This is a genomic window from Streptomyces pseudovenezuelae, from assembly GCF_029892565.1.
Classification (GTDB): Bacteria; Actinomycetota; Actinomycetes; order Streptomycetales; family Streptomycetaceae; genus Streptomyces; species Streptomyces pseudovenezuelae_A.
In genome coordinates, this window is sequence record NZ_JARXVH010000002.1 from 801,701 (window position 1) to 826,220 (window position 24,520).

Below are 24,520 nucleotides of genomic sequence, written 5' to 3' on the forward strand. Positions count from 1 at the left end.
TTGGAGCCAAGAGCATGCATTCCGTCCGCCGCCTGACGTTCGGCGACATCATCCGTGAGCACCGAAGGTCCTTCCCCGACGGCGTCGCCCTCGTCGACGCCGAAGTCCGGCTGACCTGGCCGCAGTTGGACGAGCGCACCAACCGCCTGGCCCAGGCCCTCACGGTCGCCGGGGTCGGTCCCGGCGACCGGATCCTGTGGCTGGGGCAGAACTCCTTCCGTATCTGGGAACTGCTCGGCGCCGCCGCGAAGATCGGCGCCATGGTGTGTCCCGGCTACTGGCGCTGGGCCGCCCCCGAAATGGCGTTCGCGGTCGAGGACTTCGACCCCCGGGTGGTGATCTGGCAGGACGAGGAGATCGGCGACACGGTGGGCAAGGCGCGGGCCGAACTGGGCAGCGACCACCGGGCGTTGTGGCTGCGGCACGACACGGAGGGCCCCGGCTCCTATGAGTCCTTCCTGGCCTCTGGCGCGGCCGAGGACCCGGCCGTCGACGTCGACCCGGACTCCCCGCTGCTGGTCATCTACACCGCGGCGATCTCCGGACGTCAGTCCGGCTCGATGCTCTCGCACCGCAATCTCCTCGCCATGGGCGCGAGCGCCGCCTGGATGGGGGACATCGGCACCGAGACGGCCTTCCTCGGCGCCGGACCGATGTTCCATATCGGCAACTACCAGTTCTGGGGCGTCCCGGCCTTCGTGCACGGTGGCAAGAACGTCGTCGTCCGCCGGGTCGTCGCCGAGGAACTGCTCCCGCTGCTGGCGGAGGAGCGGTGCACGCACGCGTACCTGATGCCGCCGACGATCGCCCAACTCGTCGTCCTCAACAGGGAGGCGGGCCACGACCTCTCCCACCTGCGGGCCAGTGTCGCCGCCCCGCTGTGGCAGGGTACGGTCCCCACCGACCGGAGCCGCTTCACCCGCAACGGCGGCGGCGAGGGCCGCGGCTACGGCCAGACCGAGGTGACCGGCTTCGCCGTGACGGGCGCCTACGGAGGTACGGGCACCGGCAACGCGGGACGGCCCGGTCCCTTCACCGCCGTACGCATCCTCGACGGCACAGGCGAGGAGCGGGCGGTCGGCGAGGCGGGCGAGATCTGTGTCCGCGGCGACCTCGTGCACCTCGGCTACTGGAACCGGCCCGAGATCAACGAGGAACGCTTCCGTTTCGGCTGGTGGCACACCACCGACCTCGGCCGGCGCGAGCCCGACGGCACGATCAGCTTCCTCGGCACCACGACCCGCATGCTCAAGTCGGCGGCCGAGAACATCTTCCCGGCCGAGGTGGAGAACTGCATCGAGTCGCACCCGGCCGTCAAGGAGGCCGCCGTGATCGGCGTGCCCAACGAGCGCTGGGCGCAGGACGTCAAAGCGGTCGTCGTGCTGCACCAGGACGCCGAGGCGCTCACGGCGGCGGACGTCATCGAGCACTGCCGGGCGCGGATCGCCTCGTACAAGAAGCCCAAGACGGTGGAGTTCGTCGAGGCGCTGCCGCGCACCAAGGACTTCGGCAAGGACTACGAGGCGCTCGACGAGCGCTTCGGCGGTGGCGGCTACCCCGGCGGAGACACGCTCGGCGCGGGGCGGTGACCTCGTGAACGAACGTCAACCCGTCGTCGTCGGCGTGCACGCCACCGAGCAGGCCCTGTCTCTCCCGCACCGCGACGCGATGGGCCTCGCTCTCGAAGCGGTGCGCGGCGCGATCGAGGACGCCGGGCTGACCCCGGCGGACGTCGACGGCGCCCAGGTCGACTGGCCCGGCCCGGGTGGCGTTCCCGGCGAGGGCAGCTCCTGGGCCCGGATGCTAGGCCGGGACCTGCGCTGGACCAGTGACTCGATGCTCGACAACGCCGGCTCGCGGGGCCTGCTGAAGGCGGCCTCAGCCGTACGGGCGGGGTTCGCCGACACCGTGGTGGTCGGCGGCTGCAAACTGGTCTCGCGCGGTGCCGGTCCCGTCGGCGCAGGGGTCCCGCTGGAGTTCGCCGACGTCTGGGGCAGCTACGTCGTCGCCCAGTTCGCGCTGGTGGCGGCGCGGCACATGCACCAGTACGGGACGACCTCCCGTCAGCTCGCGGAGGTCGCCGCCACCATCCGCAACAACGGCACCACCAACCCGGAGGCGATGATGTACGGCCGAGGGCCGTACACCGCCGACGACGTGCTCGGCTCCCGCATGGTGGCCGCACCGTTCCACCTGCTGGACTGCTGCATCGTCGGCGAGGGCGGCGCCGCCCTCGTGGTGACCACCGCCGAACGGGCCCGGGACCTGCCCCACCCGCCCGTCGCCGTACTCGGCGGCGGCATGGAGTACCACCAGGCTGCGTACGCCAACCCCGCGCTGTACCGGGAGGTCGGGCAACTCGGCCGGGATGCGGCCGGCCGCGCCTACGCCATGGCCGGTGTGGGCCCCCACGATGTGGACGTCTTCTCCCTCTACGACCCCAACTCCTTCGAGATCATCCGGCAGTTGGAGGCGCTCGGGCTGTGCGGCGAGGGCGAGGGCGGACCTTTGGCGGCCAGCGGTGCCATCGCCGTCGGCGGCAAGCATCCCGTCAATCCCGACGGCGGCTGCCTGGCGTACGCGTGGAACGGAACCCAGCAGATGACACTCAAAGTCGTCGAGGCCGTACGGCAGTTGCGCGGCACGGCCGTCCACCAGGTCGAGGGCGCGGAGCTGGCGGTCGTCGGCAACGCCGGCTCCGGCGCGCAGCACTACGAGATGAGCGTGCTGGGGAGGAGGCGATGAGCCGCCCCGTACCCGTGCCCACCGCGCTGTCCCGGCCGTTCTGGGACGCGGCCAGGCGCGGTGACCTGGTCGTCCCGCACTGCCCGGGCTGCGGGCTGCGCTTCTTCGTGCCCGAACCCGCCTGCCCCGGCTGCATGTCGGCGGACTGGCAGTACGTGCCCAGCGCCGGCCGGGGCACCGTCTACTCGGTGACCGTGGTGCACCGCGCACCCGGCCCCGGCTTCGGCACACCCTTCGCGCTGGCTGCGATCGACCTGGACGAGGGCGGCACACTGCTGTCCCACGTCGATGCGGGCGACCCGGACAGCGTGGTCATCGGGATGCGGGTGCGCGTGGACTTCCGACCTCTCACCGACGAGATCACCCTGCCGTACTTCGTACCGGTCCCCTGTGACTGAAGGAGATGGATGCCGTGACGAACACGCCGGTACGGGTCCCCAAGATGGCCGAGCTGGTGGCGGCACAGCTGCGCCGCAAGATCGTGCGCGGGGAACTGGCCGAGGGGGACGCGCTGCCTGCCGAGACGGCCCTGATGGCGGAGTTCGCCGTCTCCCGGCCGACGCTGCGCGAGGCGTTCCGGGTACTGGAGTCGGAGTCGCTGATCAGCGTGCGCCGGGGCGCCCGGGGCGGGGCGCGGGTGCAGGTCCCGGAGGGCACGGTCGCCGCCCGCTACGCAGGGGTGGTCCTCGAGTACCGCGGTACGACCCTCAAGGACGTCTACGACGCCCGTACGGTCATCGAGGCGCCGTGCGCCGGTCTGCTGGCCCAGCGCCGCACGGACCAGGACCTGGAGCGGCTGCGGGCCTCCGTCGCCGAGGCCGAGGGACTCATGGACGACCCCTCGGCCTTCATCCGCGCCCACATGGAGTTCCACGCCCTCGTCGTCGAACTCGCCGGCAACGAGACGCTGAGCGTCCTCAACGGCATGGTCCGGCACATCATCGACCAGGCGAACTGGTCGCATGTCGACCTCGACGCCGGCAGCCCCGAGAACATCCGGGCAAACCGCCGGGGCTTCCGGGCCCACGGCGCCCTCGTCGATCTGGTGGCTGGGCGCCGCACCGAGGCCGCGGAGGAGTTGTGGCGCCTCCACCTCCAGGAGGCCGAGGACTACCTGCTGCAGAGCAGGTCCATGACGACGGTCCTGGACCTGCTCGCCTGACGCACCGTCAACTGCCGTGCAGTTCCTGCACGATCGGCTCCCACACCTCGGCGTCGATCTCGTACGCGGTGTAGAAGGACACCCGGTCGACCAGAGCTCCGTACCGGCGGCTGATCTCGCCCGCCACCCGCTGCGGCTCCGCGACGACCGCGAAGGTGTGCAGGACCTCGTCGTCGACGAGCCCGCCCATCGCCTCCCACCTGTCCTCGCGGGACGACTTCGACAGCGCGTTCAGCTCGTCGCCGAGTTCGCCCCAGCCGTGCAGTTCCAGGACACCGCGATAGGCGGGTGTGCTGCCGTAGAAGGCGATCTGGCGGCGGGTGCCGTCGATCGCGCGGGCCAGCTCCTCCTCGGTGCGGCCGGTCGCGGTGAGCAGCAGATGGGAGACGGAGAAGTCGCCGCGCGTGCGCCCGGACCGCTCCAGGCCCGCCTCGACGGTGGGCAGGGTCACCTCCCGCAGGTACCGCTCGGTGGTGAAGCCATGCGCCAGGAGTCCGTCGGCGACCTCGCCCGCCACCCGGGTCATCGCCTCCCCGACCGCGGCCACGAAGACCTTCGGGGCGCCGCCGGGAGCGGGCGGGGGAGAGAAGAAGGGGGGCATGAGCGTGTGCGTGTAGAAGTCGCCGCGGAAGTCGAGCGTCTCGCCCTCGTTCCAGGCGGCCCAGATGGCGCGCAGCGCGCTCACGTACTCCCGCATACGGGCGGCGGGGCGGCTCCACGGCATGGCGAAGCGCCGCTCGATGTGCGGTTTGATCTGGCTGCCGAGGCCGAGCGAGAAGCGTCCGCCGGCGTAGGCCTGCAAGTCGTGTGCGGTGTAGGCGAGTTGCATGGGGGAGCGGGCGAACGCGACCGCGATCGCCGTACCGACCTCCAGCCGGTCGGTGTGCTCGGCCGCGAGCAGCAGCGGCAGGAACGGGTCGTGCTTGGACTCCGAGGCCCACAGGCCGTCATAGCCCGCCTTCTCGTGGTGGCGAGCCTCCTCCACGACCTCCGTAGTGCCCCATACGCTGAGCTTGCCGTCGACCTTCATGCCGTTCCCTCCGCTGTGACCGCGTCCAGTCCGATGTGCCGCGCGAGCAGTTCGCGGTGGTACGCCGGGTCCCCGAACAGGAGTTGTGACGTCTTGGCCCGCTTCAGAAACAGGTGGGCCGGGTGCTCCCACGTGAAGCCGATGCCTCCGTGGACCTGAATGTTCTGTTCCGTCGCCTGCAGACAGGCGTCCGAGCAGAACGCCTTGGCCAGACTCGCCACCGTGGGCAGCTTCGGATCGTCGCCCTCGGCGGCGAGCAGCGCGAAGTGCGCGGCGGCGCGTGCCGACTCCACTTCGAGGAGGACATCGGCGAGAAGGTGCTTCACGGCCTGGAAGGAGCCGATGGGCCGCCCGAACTGGTGCCGGACCTTGGCGTACTCCACTGCCATGTCCAGCGCGCGGGAGGCCACTCCCACCTGCTCGGCGGCGAGCGTCACCAGGGCCCGGTCGAGCACCTGCGAGACGAGATCCCAGCCGTCTGCGTGCGTACGCAGCCTGGTTGCCGATACGTCGTCGTAGTCGAGGCGGGCCTGCCGGCGGGTCGGGTCCATCGTGGGGAGGGGAGTGCGGGTCAGTCCGGCCGCGTCGCCGTCCACCCAGAAGACGCCGATGCCGTCGTCGGTGCGGGCGACGGTGAGGACGACGTCGGCGGTGGCACCGTCCAGGACGAACATCTTGTGTCCGGTCAGCAGCCAACGCCCGTCTGATGCACGGGCGTTGAGTTGGATCCCCGTCGCGTCCCAGCGGGCGGAGTCCTCGGTCAGGGCCAGCGTCCCGACCAGTTCGCCCGAGGCGAGTCCGGGCAGCAGGGACTTGCGGGCGTCCTCGTCGTCGCAGCGCAGCAGCGTGGTCGTCGCCAGCACGGCCGAGGAGAGGAAGGGTGCGCACAGCAGCGCCCGGCCCATCTCCTCCATGACCGCACCCACTTCGACCGGCCCGCACCCGGCACCGCCGTACTCCTCGGGGACGGCCAGTCCCTGAAGGCCGAGTTCCGTCCCCATCCGGCGCCACAGCGCCCGGTCGAAGCCCTCCGGCGTCTCCATCAATCGCCGCGTCTCGGTCTCGGGCGAGGTGGCCGCGAGGAACGCCCGTACGGTGCGCCGCAGTTCCTCCTGCTCGTTACTGAACGCGAAGTCCATGCCGTTCAGCCCTCCGCGCCGGCTCGACGACGACCGCGCGAGGTGATGATCTTCTCCACCGCGGCGATGTGGTCCGGGTCGTGCATGCTGTCCCGTTCGGCGAGCAGCGCAGGCTCCAGTACGGCGGCCATGGCCTGCTCCAGATGCAGGTTCACCGCCCGCTTGGTGCCGCGCAGCGCCTGCGTGGGCAGGGCGGCCAGCCGTCCGGCCAGGTCCATGGCCTCGTCCAGGAGCTTGTCCTTCGGTACGACACGGTTGGCGACGCCGAGCCGGACCGCCTCCTCGGCGCTCATCCGGTCGCCCAGGAAGAGCAGTTCCTTCGCCCGGGTCAGGCCGACGAGGAGGGGCAGGACCAGAGCGCCGCCGTCGCCCGCGACGAGGCCGACCTGGACATGCGGGTCGGCCACGTAGGCGTCGTCCGCGATCAGTACCAGGTCGCTCAGCAGGGCCAGGCTGCAACCGAGGCCCACGGCGGGCCCGTTGACCGCAGCGATCACCGGCAGCGGGCAGCGGACCAGGCCGGTGATGATCCGCCGGGCCTCGTCGACGTTCTGTTGCCGGAAGGCGGGGTCGCGCTGGACCCGGGTCATGATGTCGAAGTTGCCGCCCGCGCTGAACGCCCTTCCCCGCCCGGTGAGCACCACCACCCGTGCCTCCGGGTCGTCGGCGACCGTGTCCCAGACCGACGCGAGGCCGGAGTGCAGTTCCTCGCTCATCGCGTTGAGCTGGTCCGGCCGGTTCAGCTCGATCAGCCGGACCGGCCCGAGCGCCGTCACCACCAGATCCGTCATCTCCACCGCCACCATCCACGAACAGGTCAGTAGAGTTGAATGCTATAACTAATTGAGCTTTATGAGAACCAGGTCGCGGAGTGACGAGCCCGACGGAGGACGCGCATGCCGGAGCAGGAGTACGAGACCGTGCGGGCCGAGGTGGTGGAGAGGATCCTCACCGTCACCCTCAACCGCCCCGAGAAGCTGAACGCCTTCAACCCCCAGATGATGGGCGACCTCCTCGACGTCCTGGACGCGGCCGACGCCGACGACGACGTACGGGTGATCGTGGTGACCGGAGCCGGGCGCGGTTTCTGCGCGGGCGCCGACGTCAGCTCCGGCGGGTCGTCCTTCGACCACCGAAGGGCAGGCGCCGGGCACCGGGACACCGGCGGCCGGGTCGCGCTGCGGATCTTCTCCAGCGCCAAGCCGGTCATCGCGGCGGTCAACGGCCCCGCGGCCGGTGTCGGGGCCGGCATGACGCTGCCCATGGACATCCGGCTGGCCTCGACCTCGGCGAAGTTCGGCTTCGTGTTCGCGCGTCGAGGCATCGTGCCGGAGTCCGCGGCGAGCTGGTTCCTGCCGCGGGCCGTGGGTATGCAACGGGCCATGGAATGGGTGGCGACCGGCCGCGTCTTCGGCCCCGACGAGGCACTGTCCGCCGGGCTGGTGCGCTCCGTCCACCCGCCGGAGGAGCTGCTGCCGGCGGCGTACGAACTCGCCCGGGAGATTGCGGAGAACACCTCGGCGATCTCGGTCGCCCTCTCCCGCCAGATGATGTGGCGGATGCTCGGCGAGCCCCACCCGATGACCGCCCACCGGCTCGACTCGCGGATCATGAGCCAGATCGGCGGCGGCCCGGACCCCGTGGAGGGTGTCGAGTCGTTCCTGGCCAAGCGGCCGCCCGAGTTCCCGGGCCGGGTCAGCAAGGACATGCCGGCCCTCTACCCCTGGTGGCAGGAGGAGGAGTTCCGGCCCTTCGGGGAGTAGAGGTCACTGGAACAGGGGGAACCGATGGCAACGTTCGACTACATCGTGGTGGGCGCCGGTTCGGCGGGATGTGTCCTCGCCGACCGCCTCTCCGCCGATGCCGGGACGTCCGTGCTGCTGATCGAGGCGGGCGGCAGGGACAGCACACCGCTGATCAGGATGCCCAAGGGCTTCGGCAAACTGCTGGGTGATCCTCGATTCGCCTGGCACTACCCGGTCGAACCGGTGGGGCCGAGCGGCCGGGTCGAACACTGGGTCCGGGGCCGGACGCTCGGCGGCTCCAGCTCGGTCAACGGAATGGTCTACAACCGCGGTGACCGCGCCGACTACGACGAGCTGGAGCGGCTCGGCAACCCCGGCTGGGGCTGGGACACCATGCTGCCGGCCTTCCGGCGGATCGAGGACAACGCGCTCGGCGCCTCCGAACTCCGGGGCAGCGGCGGGCCGTTGCACATCTCGACCGCGCCGAGGGCGGAGCCGCTCTGCGAACAGGCCATCGCCGCCGGCGCCGGACTCGGCTGGCACCGTGTGGACGACCTCAACGCGAGCGACGACGAACGCATCGGCTACGCCATGGCCACTCTCAAGAACGGCACGCGGTTCAGCGCCGCCCGCGCCTTCCTGCACCCGGCCGAGCGGCGGCCGAACCTGACCGTGTCGGTGGACACCCTCGTGACGAGAGTCCTGACGAAGAACGGCAGAGCGGTCGGCGTACACGCCCGCAGCAAGGGCCGGGAGGCCGACTTCCACGCCCGGCGCGAGGTGATCCTCTCCGCCGGCAGCGTTGCGACGCCCAAGATCCTCCAGCTCTCCGGCGTCGGCCCGGCCGAGACGCTCAGGGCGGCCGGCGTCGACGTCCTGGTCGACAGCCCGCACGTCGGCGGCAGGCTGCGCGAACACCGCTGCTTCGTCGTCCAGTACCGGCTCAGGGACAACCTCGGCTACAACAAGGCGTTGAGCACCCCGCTGCGACAGGCCTTGTCGGGGGCCAGATATCTGGCAACCCGCCGCGGACCGCTTGCCGCTCCCGCCTTCGACGTCATCGCCTTCCTCAAGACCCGCCCCGAACTCGCCCGCCGGGACGCGCAGTTGCTCATCGCTCCGGTCTCCCTCCTGCCGGATGTCCCCGGCAAGGAGACCGGTGTGGAGCGCGAGCCCGGTGTGATGGGTCTCGGCTATGTCCTGCGCCCCACTGCCGAGGGCGGTCTCCACATCACCTCTGCCGACCCGGAAGCACCCCTCGCGATCACGCCGAACTACTACGGTTCCGAGCACGACCGCCGCGTCGGCACCACCCTCTTCCGCCGCATGCGCGAGCTCTTCGGGGCCGAGCCGATCGCCGACCGGATCATGGCCGAAACGTTGCCAGGCCCAGCGGTCCGTGACGACCAGGAGATCATCGACGCGGGCCTCGACCACGGACGCTGCGGCTACCACGCCGTCGGGACCTGCGCGATGGGCCCGGCCGAGGACGACGTAGTGGACGCCCGACTGCGCGTGCGTGGCATCGCCGGCCTGCGGATAGTCGACTGCTCGGTCCTGCCGACCATGGTCTCCGGCAACCTCAACGGGCCGATCATGGCCATGGCCTGGCGGGCCGCCGACCTCGTCCTGGACAAGGCCTGACCGCAGCGCGACACTTTGACGGACCCATGAGATCTGTCCGAAACATTGTCGTCGTTTCCCTGAAGTGTTAGCGTCCGGACGGCGGGCATTCAGTTGAATGCGTTAGCTATTCCGCCCGGGACGGTGACCATGAGCGATGGTTTCCTGCATGAGTCTTTCCACGGTGTCGACTGGGGAGTCGCCACCGCGGACGCCATCGCGGCCCCACCGCCGCCGCCGCCGGAACGCGCGGGGCACTTCCGGCAGTGGACCGACGACATCCGGCAACTGGTCGGCGTCACACCCGACACGCACCGGACGGTCGCCGGATGGCCACTCCTCCAGCCCGACGGCCCCGACAGCTGGGACCGCACTGCCCTGGACCGCTGCGACCGCGAACTCGACTCCCTGCTCGAACTCGGCCTGCGCCCCTGTCTCACCCTGTTCGACCGGTCGCTGCCGCCCTGGCTGGAGGGCCGCGGGGGCTGGCTCGAGCGCGACACCGCCGAGCACTTCGCCGCCTACGCCGCCGAGCTGGGCCGCCGCTACGGCGACCGCGTGACCCGCTGGATCACCTCCACCGACCTGGCAGGGCCCACCCTCGCCGACCACGTGGCCGGGATGTACACGCCGGGCCGGGGCATCGGCCGCGCCGGCCTGCCCGCCGTCCACCACATCCTGCTCGCCAACGGACTCGCGACCCGTGCTCTGCGGGCCGCGGGCGCCGGCGGCCGGATCGGGACCACGGTCACCCTCGTCGGCGGTTACGCGGCCACCGAGGACCCCTTCGACCGGCTCGCCCTGGACCGCCTGCTGAGCTGGACCAACCGCCTCTTCCTCGACCCTCTGCTGCTCGGCGAGCACATGGTGACCGAGGACGACGTCTCACCGATCGAGGACACCGGCTGTGTGCGCCCCGGTGACCTGGACGTCATCGCCACCCCGCAGGACCTGCTCGGCCTGTCCTGGCACACCCCTTTCCGCGTCACCGCACCGGAGAACCTCGCCCGCGCACTGCCGGCCGACAAGTGCCAGAGCAGGCTCAACGAGGTCAACCGCCTCCTCGTCGGCCTGGGCTTCGCGATCGTCCCCTTCGACGAGGTGGAGACGACGGCGTACGGCTGGCCGATCCTCCCCGAGGGCCTGGCCGACGCCGTCGCCGACCTCCACGACCTCTACGGGGACCTGCTGCCGCCGCTGTCCGTCGTCGACAACGGCATGGGCGACCTGGACCTCGTCGACGAGACCGGCCACAGCGACGACGACCGACGCCGGTCCCTGCTGCGCGCCAGACTGTCCTGGCTGGGCCGGGTGATCGAGCGCGGCGTGGACGTCTGCGGCTACGAGTACTGGTCGGTGCTCGACAACCTGGAGGCGAAGTTCCGCTACACCCGCCTCTACGCGATGGCCGTCCCCGACCACGAGCCCCCACCGCGCCCACCGATGCCCTCGGACTGGCTGCAGGCAGGAGCGTTCGCAGGGACCGCGGCACCGGGTCCCGCGGCCGGGCTGACCCTGGTGCCGAACGGTCCTCCGGGTCAGCGGGTCTGAGCCCCGTAGTCCCTGCCCCGGATCAGCCGCACCGGAGTGTAGACGAGCACGTCCTCGTCCCGCTGGTTGCGGACGGTGATGCGGCTGGTCACCACGCCCCGGCCGGGCTTGCTGGACGGCCGGCAGCCGGTGGTCTCCACGACGGCGTACAGTGTGTTGCCGACGTAGACCGGTCCCTGCACGGTCAGTTCCATGTGCAGGAAGGCCAGGCCCGTGCCGTGCAGCACGTTCGTCTGCAGGACGAGTCCTTCGGCGATGCAGTACGTCAGTGCGCCCGGGACCAGCCGGCCGGTGTAGCCGCCGTCGGCCGCGTGCGAGGCGTCCCAGAAGAGCGGCTCGTTGAAGCCGCCCCAGGTGACGAAGTTGACCAGATCGGTCTCGGTGACGGTGCGGCGGGCGGTGCGGAAGACCTGCCCGACCGGCATGTCCTCGTAGGTCAACCCCCGTACCAGCGGGGGGATTTCGGCGCTGGTGTGCTCTGCCGTCATCGCGGGCTCCTCATGCGTACGCGGTTCACAGTTCGATCGGGTGCTTGCCGCCCACGCCCTCGAAGTCCGGGGCACGCTTCTCGCGGTGGGCGGCGAGTCCCTCGACGACCTCGTGGCCGCCGAAACCCAGGAACTCCAGACCGAGCGAGGCCTCGAAGATCGGCTGGGCCGTGCGGTACCAGTGGTTGAGGGACCGTTTGGTCCAGCTGAGGGCGCTGGCGGGCCCGGCGGCCAGCAGGGTCGCGACCCGCAGACCCTCGGCGTGAACCTCCTCGTCGTCCACGCACTTCGACACCAGGCCGATCCGCTCGGCCTCCTCGCCGGTGAGCGCCTCGCAGGTCAGCAGGTAGTACTTGGCCTTGGCCATACCGCACAGCAGCGGCCAGCAGATGGCCGCGTGGTCACCGGCCGCCACCCCGAGCCGGGTGTGCCCGTCGACGATCTTCGCCCTGCGTCCGGCGATCGAGATGTCCGCCAGCATGCCGATGACCAGCCCCGCACCGACCGCCGGACCGTGGATCGCGGAGACCACGGGCTTCGAGCAGTTGATCACCCCGTAGACCATGTCCCGCGCCTCCCGCATCACCCGGGCGCGCACGGCGTAGTCCTCGGTCATGGCCTCGATGGAGTCGAAGGTCCCGCCGGCCGAGAAGGCCTTGCCGGCCCCCTGGACCAGCACCGCGCGGGTCTGCTCGTCCCGGTCGACGACCGGCCAGACGTCGGCCAGCTCACCGTGCATCCGCGGATCCACGGCGTTGAGGTTCGGTGCGTCGAGCACGATGCGGAGCACGCCGGGCGCGGGCCGTTCGACGGTCAGGCTCGTGAACGGGGCGTAGGGATCGGTCACGTCGCGCTCCTGGTGTATTCAGTGCGGATACTATAATTATCTAACTGTATCGAAGGGCGGGCGGCAAGCGGCCGGTACACGCGCCGCACCGAGGACGGGAAGCTCGGCATGGATCTCACCTTCAGCGAGGAACAGGACGAACTGCGCAAGGTCGTACGGTCGTTCCTCACCCGGCACTCCACCGAGGCCGACGTGCGCCGCCTGGCCGCCGACCCCCGCGGGCACGACCCGGGGGTGTGGCGACGGATGGCCGCGGAAATCGGACTGCAAGGACTCGCCGTACCGGAGGAGTACGGCGGCTCCGGCTTCGGCTACGTCGACCTCGGTGTCGTCTTCGAGGAGGCTGGCCGCGCCCTGCTGTGCGCCCCGTATTTCGCCACCGTCGCCCTGGCCGCCGAAGCGCTGCTGCGCTGCGACGACGAGGCCGCCCGTGCCGATCTGCTCCCGGGCGTCGCATCCGGCGAGACGGTGGCCACGCTCGCGCTCACCGAGGACAGCGGCCGCTGGGACGAACCGGGCATCCGGCTCACCGCCCGCAAAAGAGCGGGCGGTTGGCGGCTCGCGGGCGTGAAGACCTATGTCCCCGACGGACACCTCGCCGACCTGCTTCTGGTCGCCGCCCGCACCCCGGCCGGCATCAGCCTCTTCGCGGTCGCGGCCGCCGACGCCCCGGGTCTCACCCGCACGCCCCTCCCGACCCTCGACCAGACCCGCAAACAGTCGCGCATCGTCTTCACGGACACGCCTGCCCGCCTGCTGGGCACCGACGGCACGGCCTGGCCCGCACTCGCACGCACCCTCGCCACGGCCTCCGTCCTCCTGGCCGCCGAACAGGTCGGGGGAGCCGCTGCCGCCCTGGACGCGTCGGTCGCGTACGCCAAGATCCGCGAGCAGTACGGCCGCCCCATCGGCTCGTTCCAGGGAATCAAGCACAAGTGCGCCGACATGCTCGTCGAGATCGAGTCCGCCCGCTCGGCCGCGTACGGCGGGCTGTGGGCCCTGGACGCCGGCGACGAGACGGCCATCGCCGTGGCGGCCGCCCTCGCCCAGGCCTTCTGCTCGGAGGCCTTCACCAAGGTCGCCGGCGACACCATCCAGGTCCACGGCGGCATCGGCTTCACCTGGGAGCACCCCGCGCACCTCTACCTCAAGCGGGCCAAGAGCTCCGAGGTGCTGCTCGGCACACCGGCGTACCACCGGGAGCTGCTCGCCGCCCGGCTCGGCATCTGACCAACGGCACATCGGCAAAGGAGCTGGCATGGAGCTCGACTTCGGGCCCGCCGTACGCGACTTCCGCGACGAACTGCGGGACTGGTTCGCGGACCACCTCGTGGGGGAGTTCGCCGAGCACCGGGGCGTGGGCGGCCCCACCGACGGCGCGGCCTGGGACGTACGCCTCGCCTGGGACCGGGAGCTGTCGGCCGGGAACTGGCTGGGTGTGGGCTGGCCGAAGGAGTACGGCGGACGCGGACTCGGACTGATCGAGGAGATCGTCTTCGAGTACGAGTACGCCCGCGCCGACGCTCCCTACCGCGCCACCGTCAACGCCCTCGACCTGCTCGGCCCGATGCTCCTCGCGATGGGCGACGAGGCCCAGAAGAAGCGCTTCCTGCCGCCGGTCCTCGCTGTCGAGGAACTGTGGGGACAGGGCTTCAGCGAGCCTGGCGCGGGCTCCGACCTGGCATCCGTCCGCACCCGGGCCGAGCGCGACGGCGACGTGTGGGTGGTCAACGGGCAGAAGGTGTGGACCTCGTTCGGCATCCACGCCGACTGGCTCTACGTCCTCACCCGCACCGACCCCGACTCCCGGCGCCACCAAGGCCTGACGCTGCTCCTCGTCCCGACCGACCAGCCGGGCGTGGAGATCCGGCCCATCCGCAACCTCGCCGGCCAGGACGAGTTCGCCGAGGTCTTCCTCTCCGACGCGCGCACCGGCGCCGACCTGGCCGTCGGCGAGGTCGGTCAGGGCTGGCGCACCGCGATGGCCACACTCGGCATCGAACGCGGGACCACCCTGCTGCCTCAGCAGCTCACCTTCGAGCGGGAGGCCGGGGCGCTGATCGACCTGGCCCGCACGCGCGGCGCCCTCGACGACCCCATGCTGCGCCGCCGGATCGTGGACGCCTGGATCTCCGTACGCATCATGCGCACCACCAACCTGCGGACCATCGCCGAACTGACCGCGGGCCGCACACCGGGCGCCCAGGCCACCACGGCGAAGCTGTACGCCTCGACACGACACCAGCAACTCGGCCACCTGGCCATGGAGTTGGCCGGACCCGCCGGACAGATCGTCGGGGAGGGCTACGACCTGGACACCCGCCAGCGCTCGTTCCTGCTCTCCCTCGCGGAGACGATCTACGGCGGTTCGAGCGAGATCCAGCGCAACATCATCGGGGAGCAGATCCTCGGTCTGCCCAAGGAGCCGCGGCCGTGACCTCGATCGAGGACCGCCTCGACCGCATCGAGTCGCATCAGGCCATCCAGCAACTGCCCATCCGCTACGCCCTGGCCGTGGATTCCCGCGATCTCGACGCCTGGGTCGGCTGCTTCCGCCCCGACGTGGACATGGGGCGGCACGGCCGGGGACGGCAGGTCCTGCGGCAGCACATCGAGCCCCTCGTGCGCGGCTTCCACCGGTCGGTGCACCAGATCTGCGGCCACCGCGTCGAGTTCACCGGCCGCGACACCGCGACCGGCGCGGTCTACTGCCGCGCCGAGCACGAGGTGGGGGACCGGTGGATCGTGATGGCGATCTGCTACTTCGACGACTACGCGCGCGTGGACGGCGGCTGGTACTTCTCCCGGCGCCGCGAACAGCACTGGTACGCGGCCGACGTGACCGACCGCCCTCAGGCGGTCGGATTCAACGGCTGGGAGGGCGCCGGTCAGCCACTGCTGCCTGACGCCTTCCCCTCCTGGTCATCCTTCTGGAAGGAGACGTGGTGACTCCGCTCCCCCACCTGAAGGAGGAGGGCTTCCAACCCGAGGGTTGTGGTCCAGCCCGAACCGATCCCTTGCGGAACGAGGGAAAAGCACCACAGGCCAGGGAAGCGATTCCCCCCATCGGCTGCAGCTGATGGTCCCCTTGTCAGGAGAGGCAATGGAACAACGCGCACGGCTGGTCGGGAAGGTCGGGCTGGTAACCGGCGGGGGCCAGGGCGTTGGACGCGGCATCGCGCTCGCGTTGGCCGCCGAAGGCGCCGCCGTGGTCGTCACCGGTCGGACCGAGGACAAACTGAAGCACACGGCAGGGGTGATCTCCGAGCGCGGCGGTCGGGTACACCTTGTGGTCGGGGACGTGGGGGAGCGGGACGACGTCGACCGGATGGTGGCCGAGACGGTGCGGCGGTTCGGCGGCCTCGACGTGCTCGTCAACAACGCCCAGTCGTCGGTGCAGCGACGGCTGGAGAAGACGTCGTACGACGATGTCGAACTCACCTACCGCAGCGGGCCGTTGGCCGTCTTCCACGCGATGCAGGCCGCCCTGCCCCACCTGAGGGAGAGCCGCGGCAGTGTCGTCAACCTCGGCTCCTCGGCCGCGGTGCAGGGTGAGGCGACCTTCGCGGCGTACGCCATGGCCAAGGAGGCGATCCGCGGCCTGAGCCGGGTCGCCGCACGGGAGTGGGGGCCGTACGGGATCCGTGTGAACGTCGTCTGTCCGGCAGCGCTCAGCCCGGCGGCGGAGGACTATCTGGCCGCGCATCCGCGCAAGGCGGAGGAACTGGCGCGGGAGATCCCGCTCGGCCGGCTCGGCGCCCCGGAGGCGGACATCGGCCGGGCGGTGGCCGCGCTGGTGAGCGACGACATGGCCTATCTGACGGGCGCGACGCTCATGTTGGAGGGCGGCCGGACCCTGATCGGGTGACGTCGCTACACGACGCCCCGCGCGCGCAGTCCGTCGAGCTGATCCTCCGTCACTCCGGCCAGCCTGCCCAGGACTTCGGCCGTGTGCTCGCCCAGCGCGGGCGGCGGGGCGTAACTCCCGACCGGGGTGGCCGAGAGCCGGATGGGGTTGGCGAGTAGCGGCAGGCGGCCCGACTCCGGGTCCTCGGTCTCGGCCAGCATCTCCCGGTGCCGGATCTGGGGGTCGGCGAAGACTTCGGGCATCTCGTTGAACGGGCCTGCCGGTACGTCGTGTTGGTCGAGCAGGGCCAGCCACTCGTCACGGGTCCGGGTCCGCATGATGTCTTCGAGCACCGGCAGGATCTCCTCTCGGTGGGTGATCCGGGCGGAGGTCGTGGCGAACCGCGGATCCTGGAGCAGGTCGGTGCGGTCGGCCGCCGCGCAGAACGCGGCGAACTGCTTGTCGTTCCCGGCGACGAGGAAGAGCGGTTTGTCCGCGCACTGGAAGGCCTGGGAGGGGATTCCGCCGTAGCCGCCGTTGCCGCGCCGCCGCGGAACCTCGCCGGAGACCAGGTAGTTCATCGCGAAGTGCGACAGCGAGGCCAGTCCGCAGTCCAGCAGGGAGAGGTCGACGAACTGGCCCTCGCCGGTGGCGTCCCGGTGCCGCAGCGCCGCCAGGACGGCCGTGGCGGCGTACAGGCCGGTGAGGATGTCGACCATGCTGACGCCGACCTTCATCGGCTCGTCGGGGTGGCCGGAGACGCTCATCATGCCGGACATGGCCTGGAAGATGCCGTCGTAACCGGGGCGCCGGGCGTACGGACCGGTCTGGCCGAAGCCGGTGACCGACAGGTAGACCAGGCGCGGGTTGAGCGCCAGCAGGCTCGTGTGGTCGAGGCCGTACTTCGCCAGCGTTCCGGCGCGGAAGTTCTCGACCAGGACGTCCGAGCGGGCCGCGAGGGCGCGGATCAGCTCCTGTCCCTCGGTGGTCGCGTGGTTGACGGTGACGGACCGCTTGTTGCGGTTGCAGGAGAGGTAGAAGGCGGCGGCGTCCGTCCCGGGGGCGAAGGGCGGGCCGTAGGTCCGTGAGTCGTCGCCGGTGCCGGGCCGCTCGACCTTGATGACCTCGGCGCCGAGGTCGCCCAGCATCTGGGTGGCCAGAGGTGCCGCGAGTATGCGGGACAGGTCGAGGACGCGGATCCCGGCCAGGGCGGTCGACGGCATCGAGGTCTCCCTCTGTTCACAGACAGCGAATGAGTTATATAAATAATACATCTGGCGCCCCGACTGTTCCCTGTGTGATTGCTCAACTATCCAATTCATGTAACTATATGGATCGGCTGACCGGCCGAGACCGGAGGGCGTGCGGATGACCGTCGCGGCGAGAACCCTCACCGACCAGGAACAGCGTGAACGCCGCGAGTGGTTCCGGGTCCGCTGGGAGCGCGGCGTCGCGTTCAACCGCCTCTGTCGTCTGCGCATGGTCCGCTGGGACCCCGACGGCGTCGAGGTCGTCCTTCCCTACGCCGAGCAGCTCACCGCCCACGAAGGCGTCTTCCACGGTGGAGTGCTCTCCGCGCTCATCGACACCGCGGGCGCGGGTGCTGTGATCGCCGGGCACGACTTCCAGAAGGGCAGCCGGCTCAGCACCGTCTCGATGTCGGTGCAGTACCTCGCACCCGCCCGGGGCCAGGAGGCCGTCGCCTACGCGCGCTGCGTCCGACGGGGCCGCAGGCTGCACTTCGCCGACGTCGACGTGATGACCGACGGGGTCGTCTGCGCCCGGGGGCAGGTCGTGGTGACCATCTCGGGGGAGCGCCCGGGCGTCGGCGAACCCATCCGATCCAGCGACCCCATCGAACCGCTGACCGAGGAGTGACGCGATGCCGGACGAACCCGACCGGGACCTGGTGCTGTACGAGGTCGACGAGGACGGCGTCGCCACCGTCAGCCTCAACCGGCCCGAGCGCAAGAACGCGTGGAGCATCCCCATGGAGCGCCGCTTCTTCGCCCTCCTGGACGAGGCCGCCGCCGACCCCGCCGTCCGCGTCGTGATCGTCACCGGCGCCGGCCGGGCGTTCTGCCCGGGCATGGACGTCCAGCGGCTGGAGCAGAACGCGCAGCCGGGCCAGTCCCTCAACCTCCAGGCCCGCGTGCCCATGTACAGCAGGCGGAACATGCCCAAGCCGCTCATCGCGGCCGTCAACGGCGCCTGCGCGGGCATCGGACTGGTCCAGGCGCTGATCTGCGACGTACGCTTCGCCGCCCGTGGCGCACGCTTCACCACCGCCTTCACCCGCCGCGGGCTCGCCGGCGAGTACAACCTCCCCTACGTGCTGCCGCGCGTCGTCGGACTGGAGAACGCCCTCGACCTCCTCCTGTCCGGCCGGGTCTTCGACGCCGACGAGGCGAAGGAACTCGGCCTCGTCAGTCGTGTCGTGGAGCCGGAAGACCTGCTCGGCGCGGCCCGCGCCTACGCCCGCGACATCGCCCGCAACTGTTCACCGCGCGCCATGGCCGTCGTACGCCACCAGGTGTACGGCGACCTCGACCGGCCCTTCACCGACGCGCTCGCCCGCTCCTACTCCGCCATGGAGTTCTTCGCGGGCTCGCCGGACTTCCGCGAAGGGGTCGCCAGCTTCGTGGAGAAACGGGAGCCCAAGTTCGAGGCACTGCCCCCGGACTTCGACCCGGACGAGGCCACCCGCGACGCGTTCCTGCCGTACTGACCGAGGAGAAGGAAGATGACAGGGCAGCCGTTCCCCGTCGAGGCCGGGCACATCCTGATGTTCGCCCGGGCCATCGGAGACGAGAACCCGGCGTATCTCGGCGAGAGCGCGCTCGCGCCGCCCACCTTCACCATGGCGAGCGCCCACCACGACCCGGACTACCGGCTGCGGCCCAAGCCGGGCGAGGACTGGTTCGGGTCCGGCGCAGGGCCCGGTGCGATGCCCGAGGGCGGTGGCGGCCTGCACGCCGAGCAGCACTTCGAGTACCACCGGCCGGTGAGCGCCGGGGAAACCCTGTACGCCACCACCGTCGCCGGACACAACTGGGAGAAGCAGGGCCGCACCGGCCGGCTGCTGTTCAGCGAGCGCATCACCGAGTACCGGGACGCCGACGGCGAACCGGTCGTCAGCGCCCGCACCGTGGCCGTCGTGCCCGAAGGCCCCGCAACCCGGAAGGACGCCCGATGACCCTGAGCGTCGACGACGTGAAGGTCGGCGAGACCCGCGAGAGCGTGCTGATCGACGACCTCAAGCGCACGCGGATCGTCCAATACGCGGGCGCGTCCGGCGACTTCAACCCGCTGCACACCGACGAGAGGTTCGCCACCGAGGTCGCGGGCTACCCCGGCGTCTTCGCCCACGGGATGCTCACGATGGGCATGACGGGACGGGTCCTGACCGACTGGGTCGGCATCGAGTCGCTGCTGACCTTCGGTGTGCGCTTCAAGGCCCAGGTGTGGCCCGGTGACACCCTGACCGCCACGGCGACCGTCGAGTCGGTCGAGGACACGCAGGCCGGTCCGGTGGCCCACCTCTCCCTGCGTACCGTCACCCAGGACGGCGCCGAGGTGGTCACCGGCACCGCGACGGCCCGCCTGGAGCCCTGAACAGGTGGGCGGCGAGCAGGAGTTCACCTGGACGGCGACGGTGGCCGCCGCCTACGACAACTCCCGTCCCGCCGTCCGGTTCGGGGACCTCACCTGGACCGGACGCGAACTCCTCGACCGGGCGGCCGGCGCCGCCGACTGGCTGGACACCCTCGGCCTCGACCCCGACGCCCCGGTACCCGCCCTGGCCGCCACCTCGGCCGACGCCCTCGCGCTGGTGATCGGCGGCGCCGGGTCCGGCCACCCGCTCGCCCCGCTCGGCGTCCGCATGACGCCGTACGAGATCGCAGCCGTGGTCGAGACGTCCGGGGCCCAACTGCTTGTCGCGCAACCCGAGTTCGCCGAGCTGGGTGAACAGGTCGCCCAACTGTCCGGCCGCCGCGCCGTCGTCGTCCCCGAACTGCGCCCGAGCGTAAGGACGTTGACCGCCGAGCCGGACGACCTCGCCGCTGTCCTGCACACCTCGGGCACAACAGGCCTCCCCAAACCCGTCCGCATGACCCAGCGCCGCCTGGCCGCCCGCGCACGCGTCAACGGCCGCCTCTGCGCACTCGATCCGGACAGTTTCTACGGTGGCAGCGCCCCCTTCCACCACATCGCAGGCCTCGGCAACATCGCCGTCGCCCTCGCCGCCGGGGCACTGATCACCGGGCTGCCCCGCTTCACCGTCGAGGGCTGGGCCCTGCTGCGCGAACTCGGCACCACCCACACCAGCATGGTCCCGGCGATGCTGGAGACCCTGCTCGCGGCCGGCCAGGCACACCACGAAACGCTGCGCACCCTCCAGTACGGCGGCGCGCCCGTCCGCCCCGGCACCCTGCGGCGGACATACGAGGCGATGCCCGGCGTCCGCATGCTCAACATGTTCGGCCAGACCGAGGGCTCACCCATCAGCGTGCTCACCCCCGACGACCACCGGGAGGCGGTCGCCGGACGCACCGAACTGCTGCGGTCCGTGGGACGGCCCGCCCCCGGGGTCGAGTTGCGGGTGGGGGAGGCCGGAGCGGACGGCATCGGCGAGATCCACGCCCGCGCCGACCACTTCTTCCGGATCGACGCCGAAGGCTGGCTGCACAGCGGTGACTTGGGCCGAGTGGCGCCGGACGGCTACCTCTATCTCTACGGCCGCGGCACCGACATGATCATCCGGGGCGGCGAGAACGTCCACCCGCTGGAGGTCGAGACCGTCCTGGCCGCGCACCCCGGCGTCGCGGACGTGGCGGTGACGGGCGCACCCGACGAACGGCTCGGCCAGACCGTCGTCGCCTTCGTCGTACCGGCCGACCCCGACGCGCCACCGGAACCGGCGTCACTCAGGTCGCACGTCCGCGCCCGGCTGTCCGGATTCAAGGTCCCCGTCCGCTGGTGGTTCGTGGCCGACCTGCCGCGCAACGCCAACGGCAAGGTCGTACGGCGTCGGCTGCGCGAGCCCGGCCAAGGAGAAGCCCATGACTGACCACTCCGTCGTCGACCCGGAGAGAGTGGGCGTGGACCCGCACCGGCTGGACGTCCTGCTGCGCCGCATCCGCCTGGAGGTCGAGCACGGACCCCTGCCGTCCGCGCAGGTCGCCGTCGCCCGCGGCGGTCGCCTGGTGGCGTTCGAGACCTGGGGGGACGCCGGCCCGCACACCCGATACGTCCTGCAGTCCGTCGGCCGGTCGATCGTCGCTGGCGTCGTGTGGAAGCTGCTCGGCGAGGGACTTCTGCACCTGGACGAGCAAGTCGCCTCGATCATCCCGGAGTTCGCGCCGAACGGGAAGGAGACGGTGACCGTCGAGCAGGTGCTCACGCACACCGCCGGCTTCCCCTTCGCGCCGCTCGGGTATCCGAAGATGCTGGACCGCGAGCAGCGGCTCGCCGCTTTCGGGCGCTGGCGGCTCGACACCCCGCCGGGCAGCCGCTTCCAGTTCCACCTCACCGCCGCGGCCTGGCTGATCGCCGAGTTCGTCGAGCGGCGTACGGGACTGCCGTTCGCCGACTACCTCCATGAGCGGATCGCCCGCCCGCTGGGTCTCTCCTCGATCGAACTCGGCGTACCGGTCGAGCGGCAACCCGGCACCCTCGCCCCGATGACCGCAACCGACCGCACCGACGACACCCAGGAACCCGACCCCTGGGGACCGTGGTACCTCTCCGACCCCCGCGTCCTGGCGGCCGGCGAGCCCAGCCACGCCCTGGTCGCCACCGCCGCCGATGTCGCCCTGTACTTCCAGGCACTGGAGCACTCGGGTCTGTGGAAGCCGGAAGCGGTGGCGGACGGCACCCGGATCCGGTTGACCCAGCTCCCGCACGGGGAGCAGATCTACGGGGGCGGCGGCAACCGGCGGACCAGCATGGGCCTGTTCGTCACCGTGGCGGGGCCGGACGCGGGCAGCGGGCTGCCCTCCACCGGCTCTTCGTCGCTCTTCGGCAGCGCGGGAGCCGCGTATCAACTCGGCTTCATGGACCCGGAGTCGGGCCTGTCCTTCGCCTGCCTGAGCAACGGCTATCCGCTCGCCGGCTACGACCACTCCCGGCGCGGCACTGCGCTGCTCACCAACATCGCGAATCTGGCGGCGGACCTGGTCCGATGACCGGGTCCGCCGCCAGGCGGAGGTGTTCGACGCTCAGCGGCTGATCAGCTGCTGAGCGTTGTTGTACATGATGTCGTCCTGCACCGACTCGTCGAGCTCCGTGAGGAGCTTGCGGTAGTCGGCCGGATTGGCGATGCCCTCCGCGTGCGGGAAGTCCGAGCCCATCACGATCGACTCGTGGTAGCCGAGGCGCTTGACCAGGCTCGGGATGTCGTCCTCCGGGTAGGGCACCACACGGATGTGCTTGCGGAACACCTGGCTGGGGCGCTCCGCCAACTGGCCGCCGATCCAGGGGCCGTTGCGGCCCATGCCGCGGCTCTTGTCCATGTGCCGGACGAAATGGGGCACCCACTCGGCGCCGAACTCGGAGACCAGGACGTTGATGTCGGGGAAGCGCTCGAAGAGGTTGTCGAAGATCAGCGCGGAGAGCGTCTCCTCGATGGGGCGCTGGCCGTAGGTGTTCATCCACTGCCACGCGGACATCCGGAAGTGGATCGGGCTCGCGTCGTGGCCCCAGGCCGGGGCGACGTTCGAGTTGTAGTAGAACTCGCTGATGTGGTAACAGACGCTGGCCTTGGCCTCGTTCACCAGTTTCCAGAACGGGTCGAAGTACGGGTCGCCCGGCGAGCGCCCGTACTGCGGCCCGGTCGGCAGCATGATGAACCGGGCGCCCCGCTCCAGGACGTACTCCAGTTCCCTGACCGCGCTGTCCAGGTCGCGCAGGGACAACAGTGCGGGGGAGTAGATGCGGTCCTGGTGGTTGAAGCCCCACACCTCGTTCATATAGCGGTTGAACGAGTGGTAGTTGGCGTAGAGCGGCTCGACGCCCTGCACGTACTCCTCGGCGACCAGTGCCCAGCCGCCCGGGTAGATAATCGTCTGGTCCAGGCCCTGCTCGTCCATGACGCGCAGCCGGGCCTCGCGGTTCTGGTACGACTCGTGCATCGGCTCGAACTGGTACGTCTCGTCGGGGTTGCCCGAGGCCATCGCCTTGAGCATCTCCTTGAGTGAGCCGGGCCGGTACACCTGCCCGAACTCCGGCTCCAGGCAGACCACGATCCGGTCCCCGGCGAGGATGACCTCGCGGCCGTCCGGGAGTGTCACCGGGGCCACTGCCTGGCCGAGGAACTCCTTCGGGAGGTAGCGGGTGAAGGAGTCCCGTTCCTCGTACATGTGCTGGTCGCAGTCGAAGATGCGCTTGCGCTGTTCGGCCATGGCCGTCGCCTCCGGACCCCAGATCTATTCAGTACGCCTCCTATAATTATCTAACTGTTTCGGAGGCGCAAGGGGTGAGGGTGAGAACGGCTCGACGATGCTCGATCCGCCCGGTCAGTCGATGAGTTCGAGCACCGTCTTGGGGCCGGCCCCGTTCACCACGTCGTCGGCGCCGCTGATGTGGCGCTGCCACAGCTTCTCCGCCTCGTCGGCCTTGCCGGACTCGATCAGCCCGACCAGGCGCACATGGGCCCGGTGCCCCTTCAGGGCCTGCGCCTTCTGGGTCGCCGCGTCGGTGGCGGCCGCAGTGTAGGAGGCGTTGGCCCGGTCGATGATGTTGCGCAGCATGCCGCACAGGAGGATCAGCGTCTGGTTGCCGGTCAGCTCGACCAGCAGGGCGTGGAAGGTGTCCTGGGCTTCGACCAGGCCCAGCGGGTCGTCCAGCACGGCCTTCTCGGCCGCCACCGCGTCCCGCAGCCGCTTGATGTCGTCCGCCGTGTGCTTGGCGGCCAGTTGGCGCACGCACGGCGGCTCGATGACGGCCGCGGCGCGGTAGACGTCGCCCAGGGTGGCACCGCGGTATTCGAGGATCAGGCCGGCGAAGCGGGCCGCGACATCGGAGTCCGGCGCGCTCACCCGGGCGCCGCCGTGCGCGCCGCGCCGCACCGTGATCAGCGACTCCGACTCCAGGACGCGGAACGCCTCGCGCAGCGTCGGCCGGGAGATGCCGAACTGCTCCATCAGCCCCGACTCCGGCGGCAGGGCGTCGCCGGGCTTCAGCTCGCCCCGCACGATCTGGCGGCGCAGCTCCGCGGCGACCAGCTCGGCGGTCTTCGGGACACGCACCTGACGTCCGACGCGGCCACGCGCGGGGACGGGCACGGTTGGCGTTTCTGCGCGGGCTGCCTCGGCCACGGCGGGCTCCTCCGTCATATAGCAA

25 protein-coding genes are annotated in these 24,520 nt (G+C 70.8%); 17 read left to right on the forward strand and 8 right to left on the reverse strand.

From position 1 onward, the window contains the following. Nucleotides 1-14: 14 nt before the first annotated feature. From M2283_RS08310 to M2283_RS08325, 4 genes are read left to right on the forward strand one after another with little or no spacing between them, the layout of a single operon-like run. Nucleotides 15-1,589 (forward strand): AMP-binding protein, encoded by a 1,575-nt coding sequence (locus M2283_RS08310; protein WP_280875442.1) that lies wholly within the window; start codon nt 15-17, stop codon nt 1,587-1,589. Between the two features lie 4 nt (nt 1,590-1,593). After that, nucleotides 1,594-2,745: a thiolase family protein gene (locus M2283_RS08315; protein WP_280875443.1), complete on the forward strand. Its 1,152-nt coding sequence runs from the start codon at nt 1,594-1,596 to the stop codon at nt 2,743-2,745. Further along, complete coding sequence (locus tag M2283_RS08320; protein ID WP_280875444.1) at nt 2,742-3,143, forward strand: Zn-ribbon domain-containing OB-fold protein; 402 nt, start codon at nt 2,742-2,744, stop codon at nt 3,141-3,143. The genes M2283_RS08315 and M2283_RS08320 overlap by 4 nt, the downstream gene beginning before the upstream one ends. Nucleotides 3,144-3,148: 5 nt before the next feature. After that, on the forward strand, nt 3,149-3,907 hold the full coding sequence (locus M2283_RS08325) for a FadR/GntR family transcriptional regulator (protein ID WP_280875445.1): 759 nt from the start codon (nt 3,149-3,151) through the stop codon (nt 3,905-3,907). Nucleotides 3,908-3,914: 7 nt separating this feature from the next. Here the strand turns inward: M2283_RS08325 and M2283_RS08330 are convergent, their stop codons facing one another. Genes M2283_RS08330 through M2283_RS08340 form a run of 3 tightly spaced genes read right to left on the reverse strand, consistent with a single transcriptional unit; the run spans nt 3,915 to nt 6,867 of the window. After that, nucleotides 3,915-4,937, reverse strand: a complete 1,023-nt coding sequence (locus M2283_RS08330; RefSeq protein ID WP_280875446.1) for a TIGR03617 family F420-dependent LLM class oxidoreductase — start codon at nt 4,935-4,937, stop codon at nt 3,915-3,917. Then, nucleotides 4,934-6,076, reverse strand: coding sequence for an acyl-CoA dehydrogenase family protein (locus M2283_RS08335; RefSeq protein WP_280875447.1), 1,143 nt, complete (start codon nt 6,074-6,076; stop codon nt 4,934-4,936). Before M2283_RS08335 ends, M2283_RS08330 begins: the two co-directional genes overlap by 4 nt. A gap of 5 nt (nt 6,077-6,081) precedes the next feature. Continuing rightward, complete coding sequence (locus M2283_RS08340; RefSeq protein WP_280875448.1) at nt 6,082-6,867, reverse strand: enoyl-CoA hydratase/isomerase family protein; 786 nt, start codon at nt 6,865-6,867, stop codon at nt 6,082-6,084. 105 nt (nt 6,868-6,972) lie between these two features. Here M2283_RS08340 and M2283_RS08345 point away from each other — a divergent pair, with 105 nt between their 5' ends. The 3 genes from M2283_RS08345 (at nt 6,973) to M2283_RS08355 (ending at nt 10,995) form a co-directional block, all read left to right on the forward strand. Next, nucleotides 6,973-7,839 carry a crotonase/enoyl-CoA hydratase family protein gene (locus tag M2283_RS08345; RefSeq protein ID WP_280875449.1) on the forward strand — a complete coding sequence of 289 codons (867 nt, stop codon included), beginning with the start codon at nt 6,973-6,975 and terminating at the stop codon, nt 7,837-7,839. A 24-nt stretch (nt 7,840-7,863) separates the two neighbouring features. After that, on the forward strand, nt 7,864-9,465 hold the full coding sequence (locus M2283_RS08350) for a GMC family oxidoreductase (RefSeq protein ID WP_280875450.1): 1,602 nt from the start codon (nt 7,864-7,866) through the stop codon (nt 9,463-9,465). 129 nt (nt 9,466-9,594) lie between these two features. After that, a complete protein-coding gene (locus M2283_RS08355; RefSeq protein WP_280875451.1) occupies nt 9,595-10,995 on the forward strand; it encodes a glycoside hydrolase family 1 protein in 1,401 nt (466 codons plus the stop codon). Here the strand turns inward: M2283_RS08355 and M2283_RS08360 are convergent. Further along, nucleotides 10,983-11,483 carry a MaoC family dehydratase gene (locus M2283_RS08360; protein WP_280875452.1) on the reverse strand — a complete coding sequence of 167 codons (501 nt, stop codon included), beginning with the start codon at nt 11,481-11,483 and terminating at the stop codon, nt 10,983-10,985. The two genes, M2283_RS08355 and M2283_RS08360, sit on opposite strands and share 13 nt — an antisense overlap. 25 nt (nt 11,484-11,508) lie before the next feature. Further along, nucleotides 11,509-12,330, reverse strand: a complete 822-nt coding sequence (locus tag M2283_RS08365; RefSeq protein ID WP_280875453.1) for an enoyl-CoA hydratase/isomerase family protein — start codon at nt 12,328-12,330, stop codon at nt 11,509-11,511. 108 nt (nt 12,331-12,438) lie between these two features. On the opposite strand from M2283_RS08365, the gene M2283_RS08370 reads away from it, so the two are divergent. From M2283_RS08370 to M2283_RS08385, 4 genes are all read left to right on the forward strand, one after another. Beyond that, a complete protein-coding gene (locus M2283_RS08370) occupies nt 12,439-13,560 on the forward strand; it encodes an acyl-CoA dehydrogenase family protein (RefSeq protein WP_280875454.1) in 1,122 nt (373 codons plus the stop codon). Between the two features lie 28 nt (nt 13,561-13,588). Next, nucleotides 13,589-14,767, forward strand: a complete 1,179-nt coding sequence (locus M2283_RS08375; RefSeq protein WP_280875455.1) for an acyl-CoA dehydrogenase family protein — start codon at nt 13,589-13,591, stop codon at nt 14,765-14,767. Continuing rightward, the gene (locus M2283_RS08380) at nt 14,764-15,279 is read left to right on the forward strand and encodes a nuclear transport factor 2 family protein (protein ID WP_280875456.1); all 516 of its coding nucleotides are present in this window, start codon (nt 14,764-14,766) and stop codon (nt 15,277-15,279) included. The genes M2283_RS08375 and M2283_RS08380 overlap by 4 nt, the downstream gene beginning before the upstream one ends. Nucleotides 15,280-15,433: 154 nt before the next feature. Next, entirely contained in the window at nt 15,434-16,198 is a 765-nt protein-coding gene (locus M2283_RS08385) for an SDR family NAD(P)-dependent oxidoreductase (RefSeq protein WP_280875457.1), read from the forward strand. A 5-nt stretch (nt 16,199-16,203) separates the two neighbouring features. Here M2283_RS08385 and M2283_RS08390 read toward each other — a convergent pair whose 3' ends face one another. Then, nucleotides 16,204-17,400 carry a CaiB/BaiF CoA transferase family protein gene (locus tag M2283_RS08390; protein WP_280875458.1) on the reverse strand — a complete coding sequence of 399 codons (1,197 nt, stop codon included), beginning with the start codon at nt 17,398-17,400 and terminating at the stop codon, nt 16,204-16,206. Nucleotides 17,401-17,545: 145 nt separating this feature from the next. On the opposite strand from M2283_RS08390, the gene M2283_RS08395 reads away from it, so the two are divergent. From M2283_RS08395 to M2283_RS08420, 6 genes are read left to right on the forward strand one after another with little or no spacing between them, the layout of a single operon-like run. Further along, nucleotides 17,546-18,055, forward strand: coding sequence for a PaaI family thioesterase (locus M2283_RS08395; RefSeq protein ID WP_280875459.1), 510 nt, complete (start codon nt 17,546-17,548; stop codon nt 18,053-18,055). Between the two features lie 4 nt (nt 18,056-18,059). After that, entirely contained in the window at nt 18,060-18,905 is an 846-nt protein-coding gene (locus tag M2283_RS08400) for an enoyl-CoA hydratase-related protein (RefSeq protein ID WP_280875460.1), read from the forward strand. A gap of 15 nt (nt 18,906-18,920) precedes the next feature. Then, complete coding sequence (locus tag M2283_RS08405; RefSeq protein WP_280875461.1) at nt 18,921-19,373, forward strand: FAS1-like dehydratase domain-containing protein; 453 nt, start codon at nt 18,921-18,923, stop codon at nt 19,371-19,373. Next, nucleotides 19,370-19,792, forward strand: coding sequence for a MaoC/PaaZ C-terminal domain-containing protein (locus tag M2283_RS08410; RefSeq protein WP_280875462.1), 423 nt, complete (start codon nt 19,370-19,372; stop codon nt 19,790-19,792). Before M2283_RS08405 ends, M2283_RS08410 begins: the two co-directional genes overlap by 4 nt. A gap of 4 nt (nt 19,793-19,796) precedes the next feature. After that, nucleotides 19,797-21,248: a class I adenylate-forming enzyme family protein gene (locus M2283_RS08415; protein WP_280875463.1), complete on the forward strand. Its 1,452-nt coding sequence runs from the start codon at nt 19,797-19,799 to the stop codon at nt 21,246-21,248. Further along, nucleotides 21,241-22,365 carry a serine hydrolase domain-containing protein gene (locus M2283_RS08420; RefSeq protein WP_280875464.1) on the forward strand — a complete coding sequence of 375 codons (1,125 nt, stop codon included), beginning with the start codon at nt 21,241-21,243 and terminating at the stop codon, nt 22,363-22,365. The genes M2283_RS08415 and M2283_RS08420 overlap by 8 nt, the downstream gene beginning before the upstream one ends. A 33-nt stretch (nt 22,366-22,398) precedes the next feature. Here M2283_RS08420 and M2283_RS08425 read toward each other — a convergent pair whose 3' ends face one another. Then, a complete protein-coding gene (locus M2283_RS08425) occupies nt 22,399-23,580 on the reverse strand; it encodes an amidohydrolase family protein (RefSeq protein WP_280875465.1) in 1,182 nt (393 codons plus the stop codon). Nucleotides 23,581-23,694: 114 nt separating this feature from the next. Further along, nucleotides 23,695-24,513, reverse strand: coding sequence for a FadR/GntR family transcriptional regulator (locus M2283_RS08430; RefSeq protein ID WP_280875466.1), 819 nt, complete (start codon nt 24,511-24,513; stop codon nt 23,695-23,697). Between the last annotated feature and the right edge of the window lie 7 nt (nt 24,514-24,520).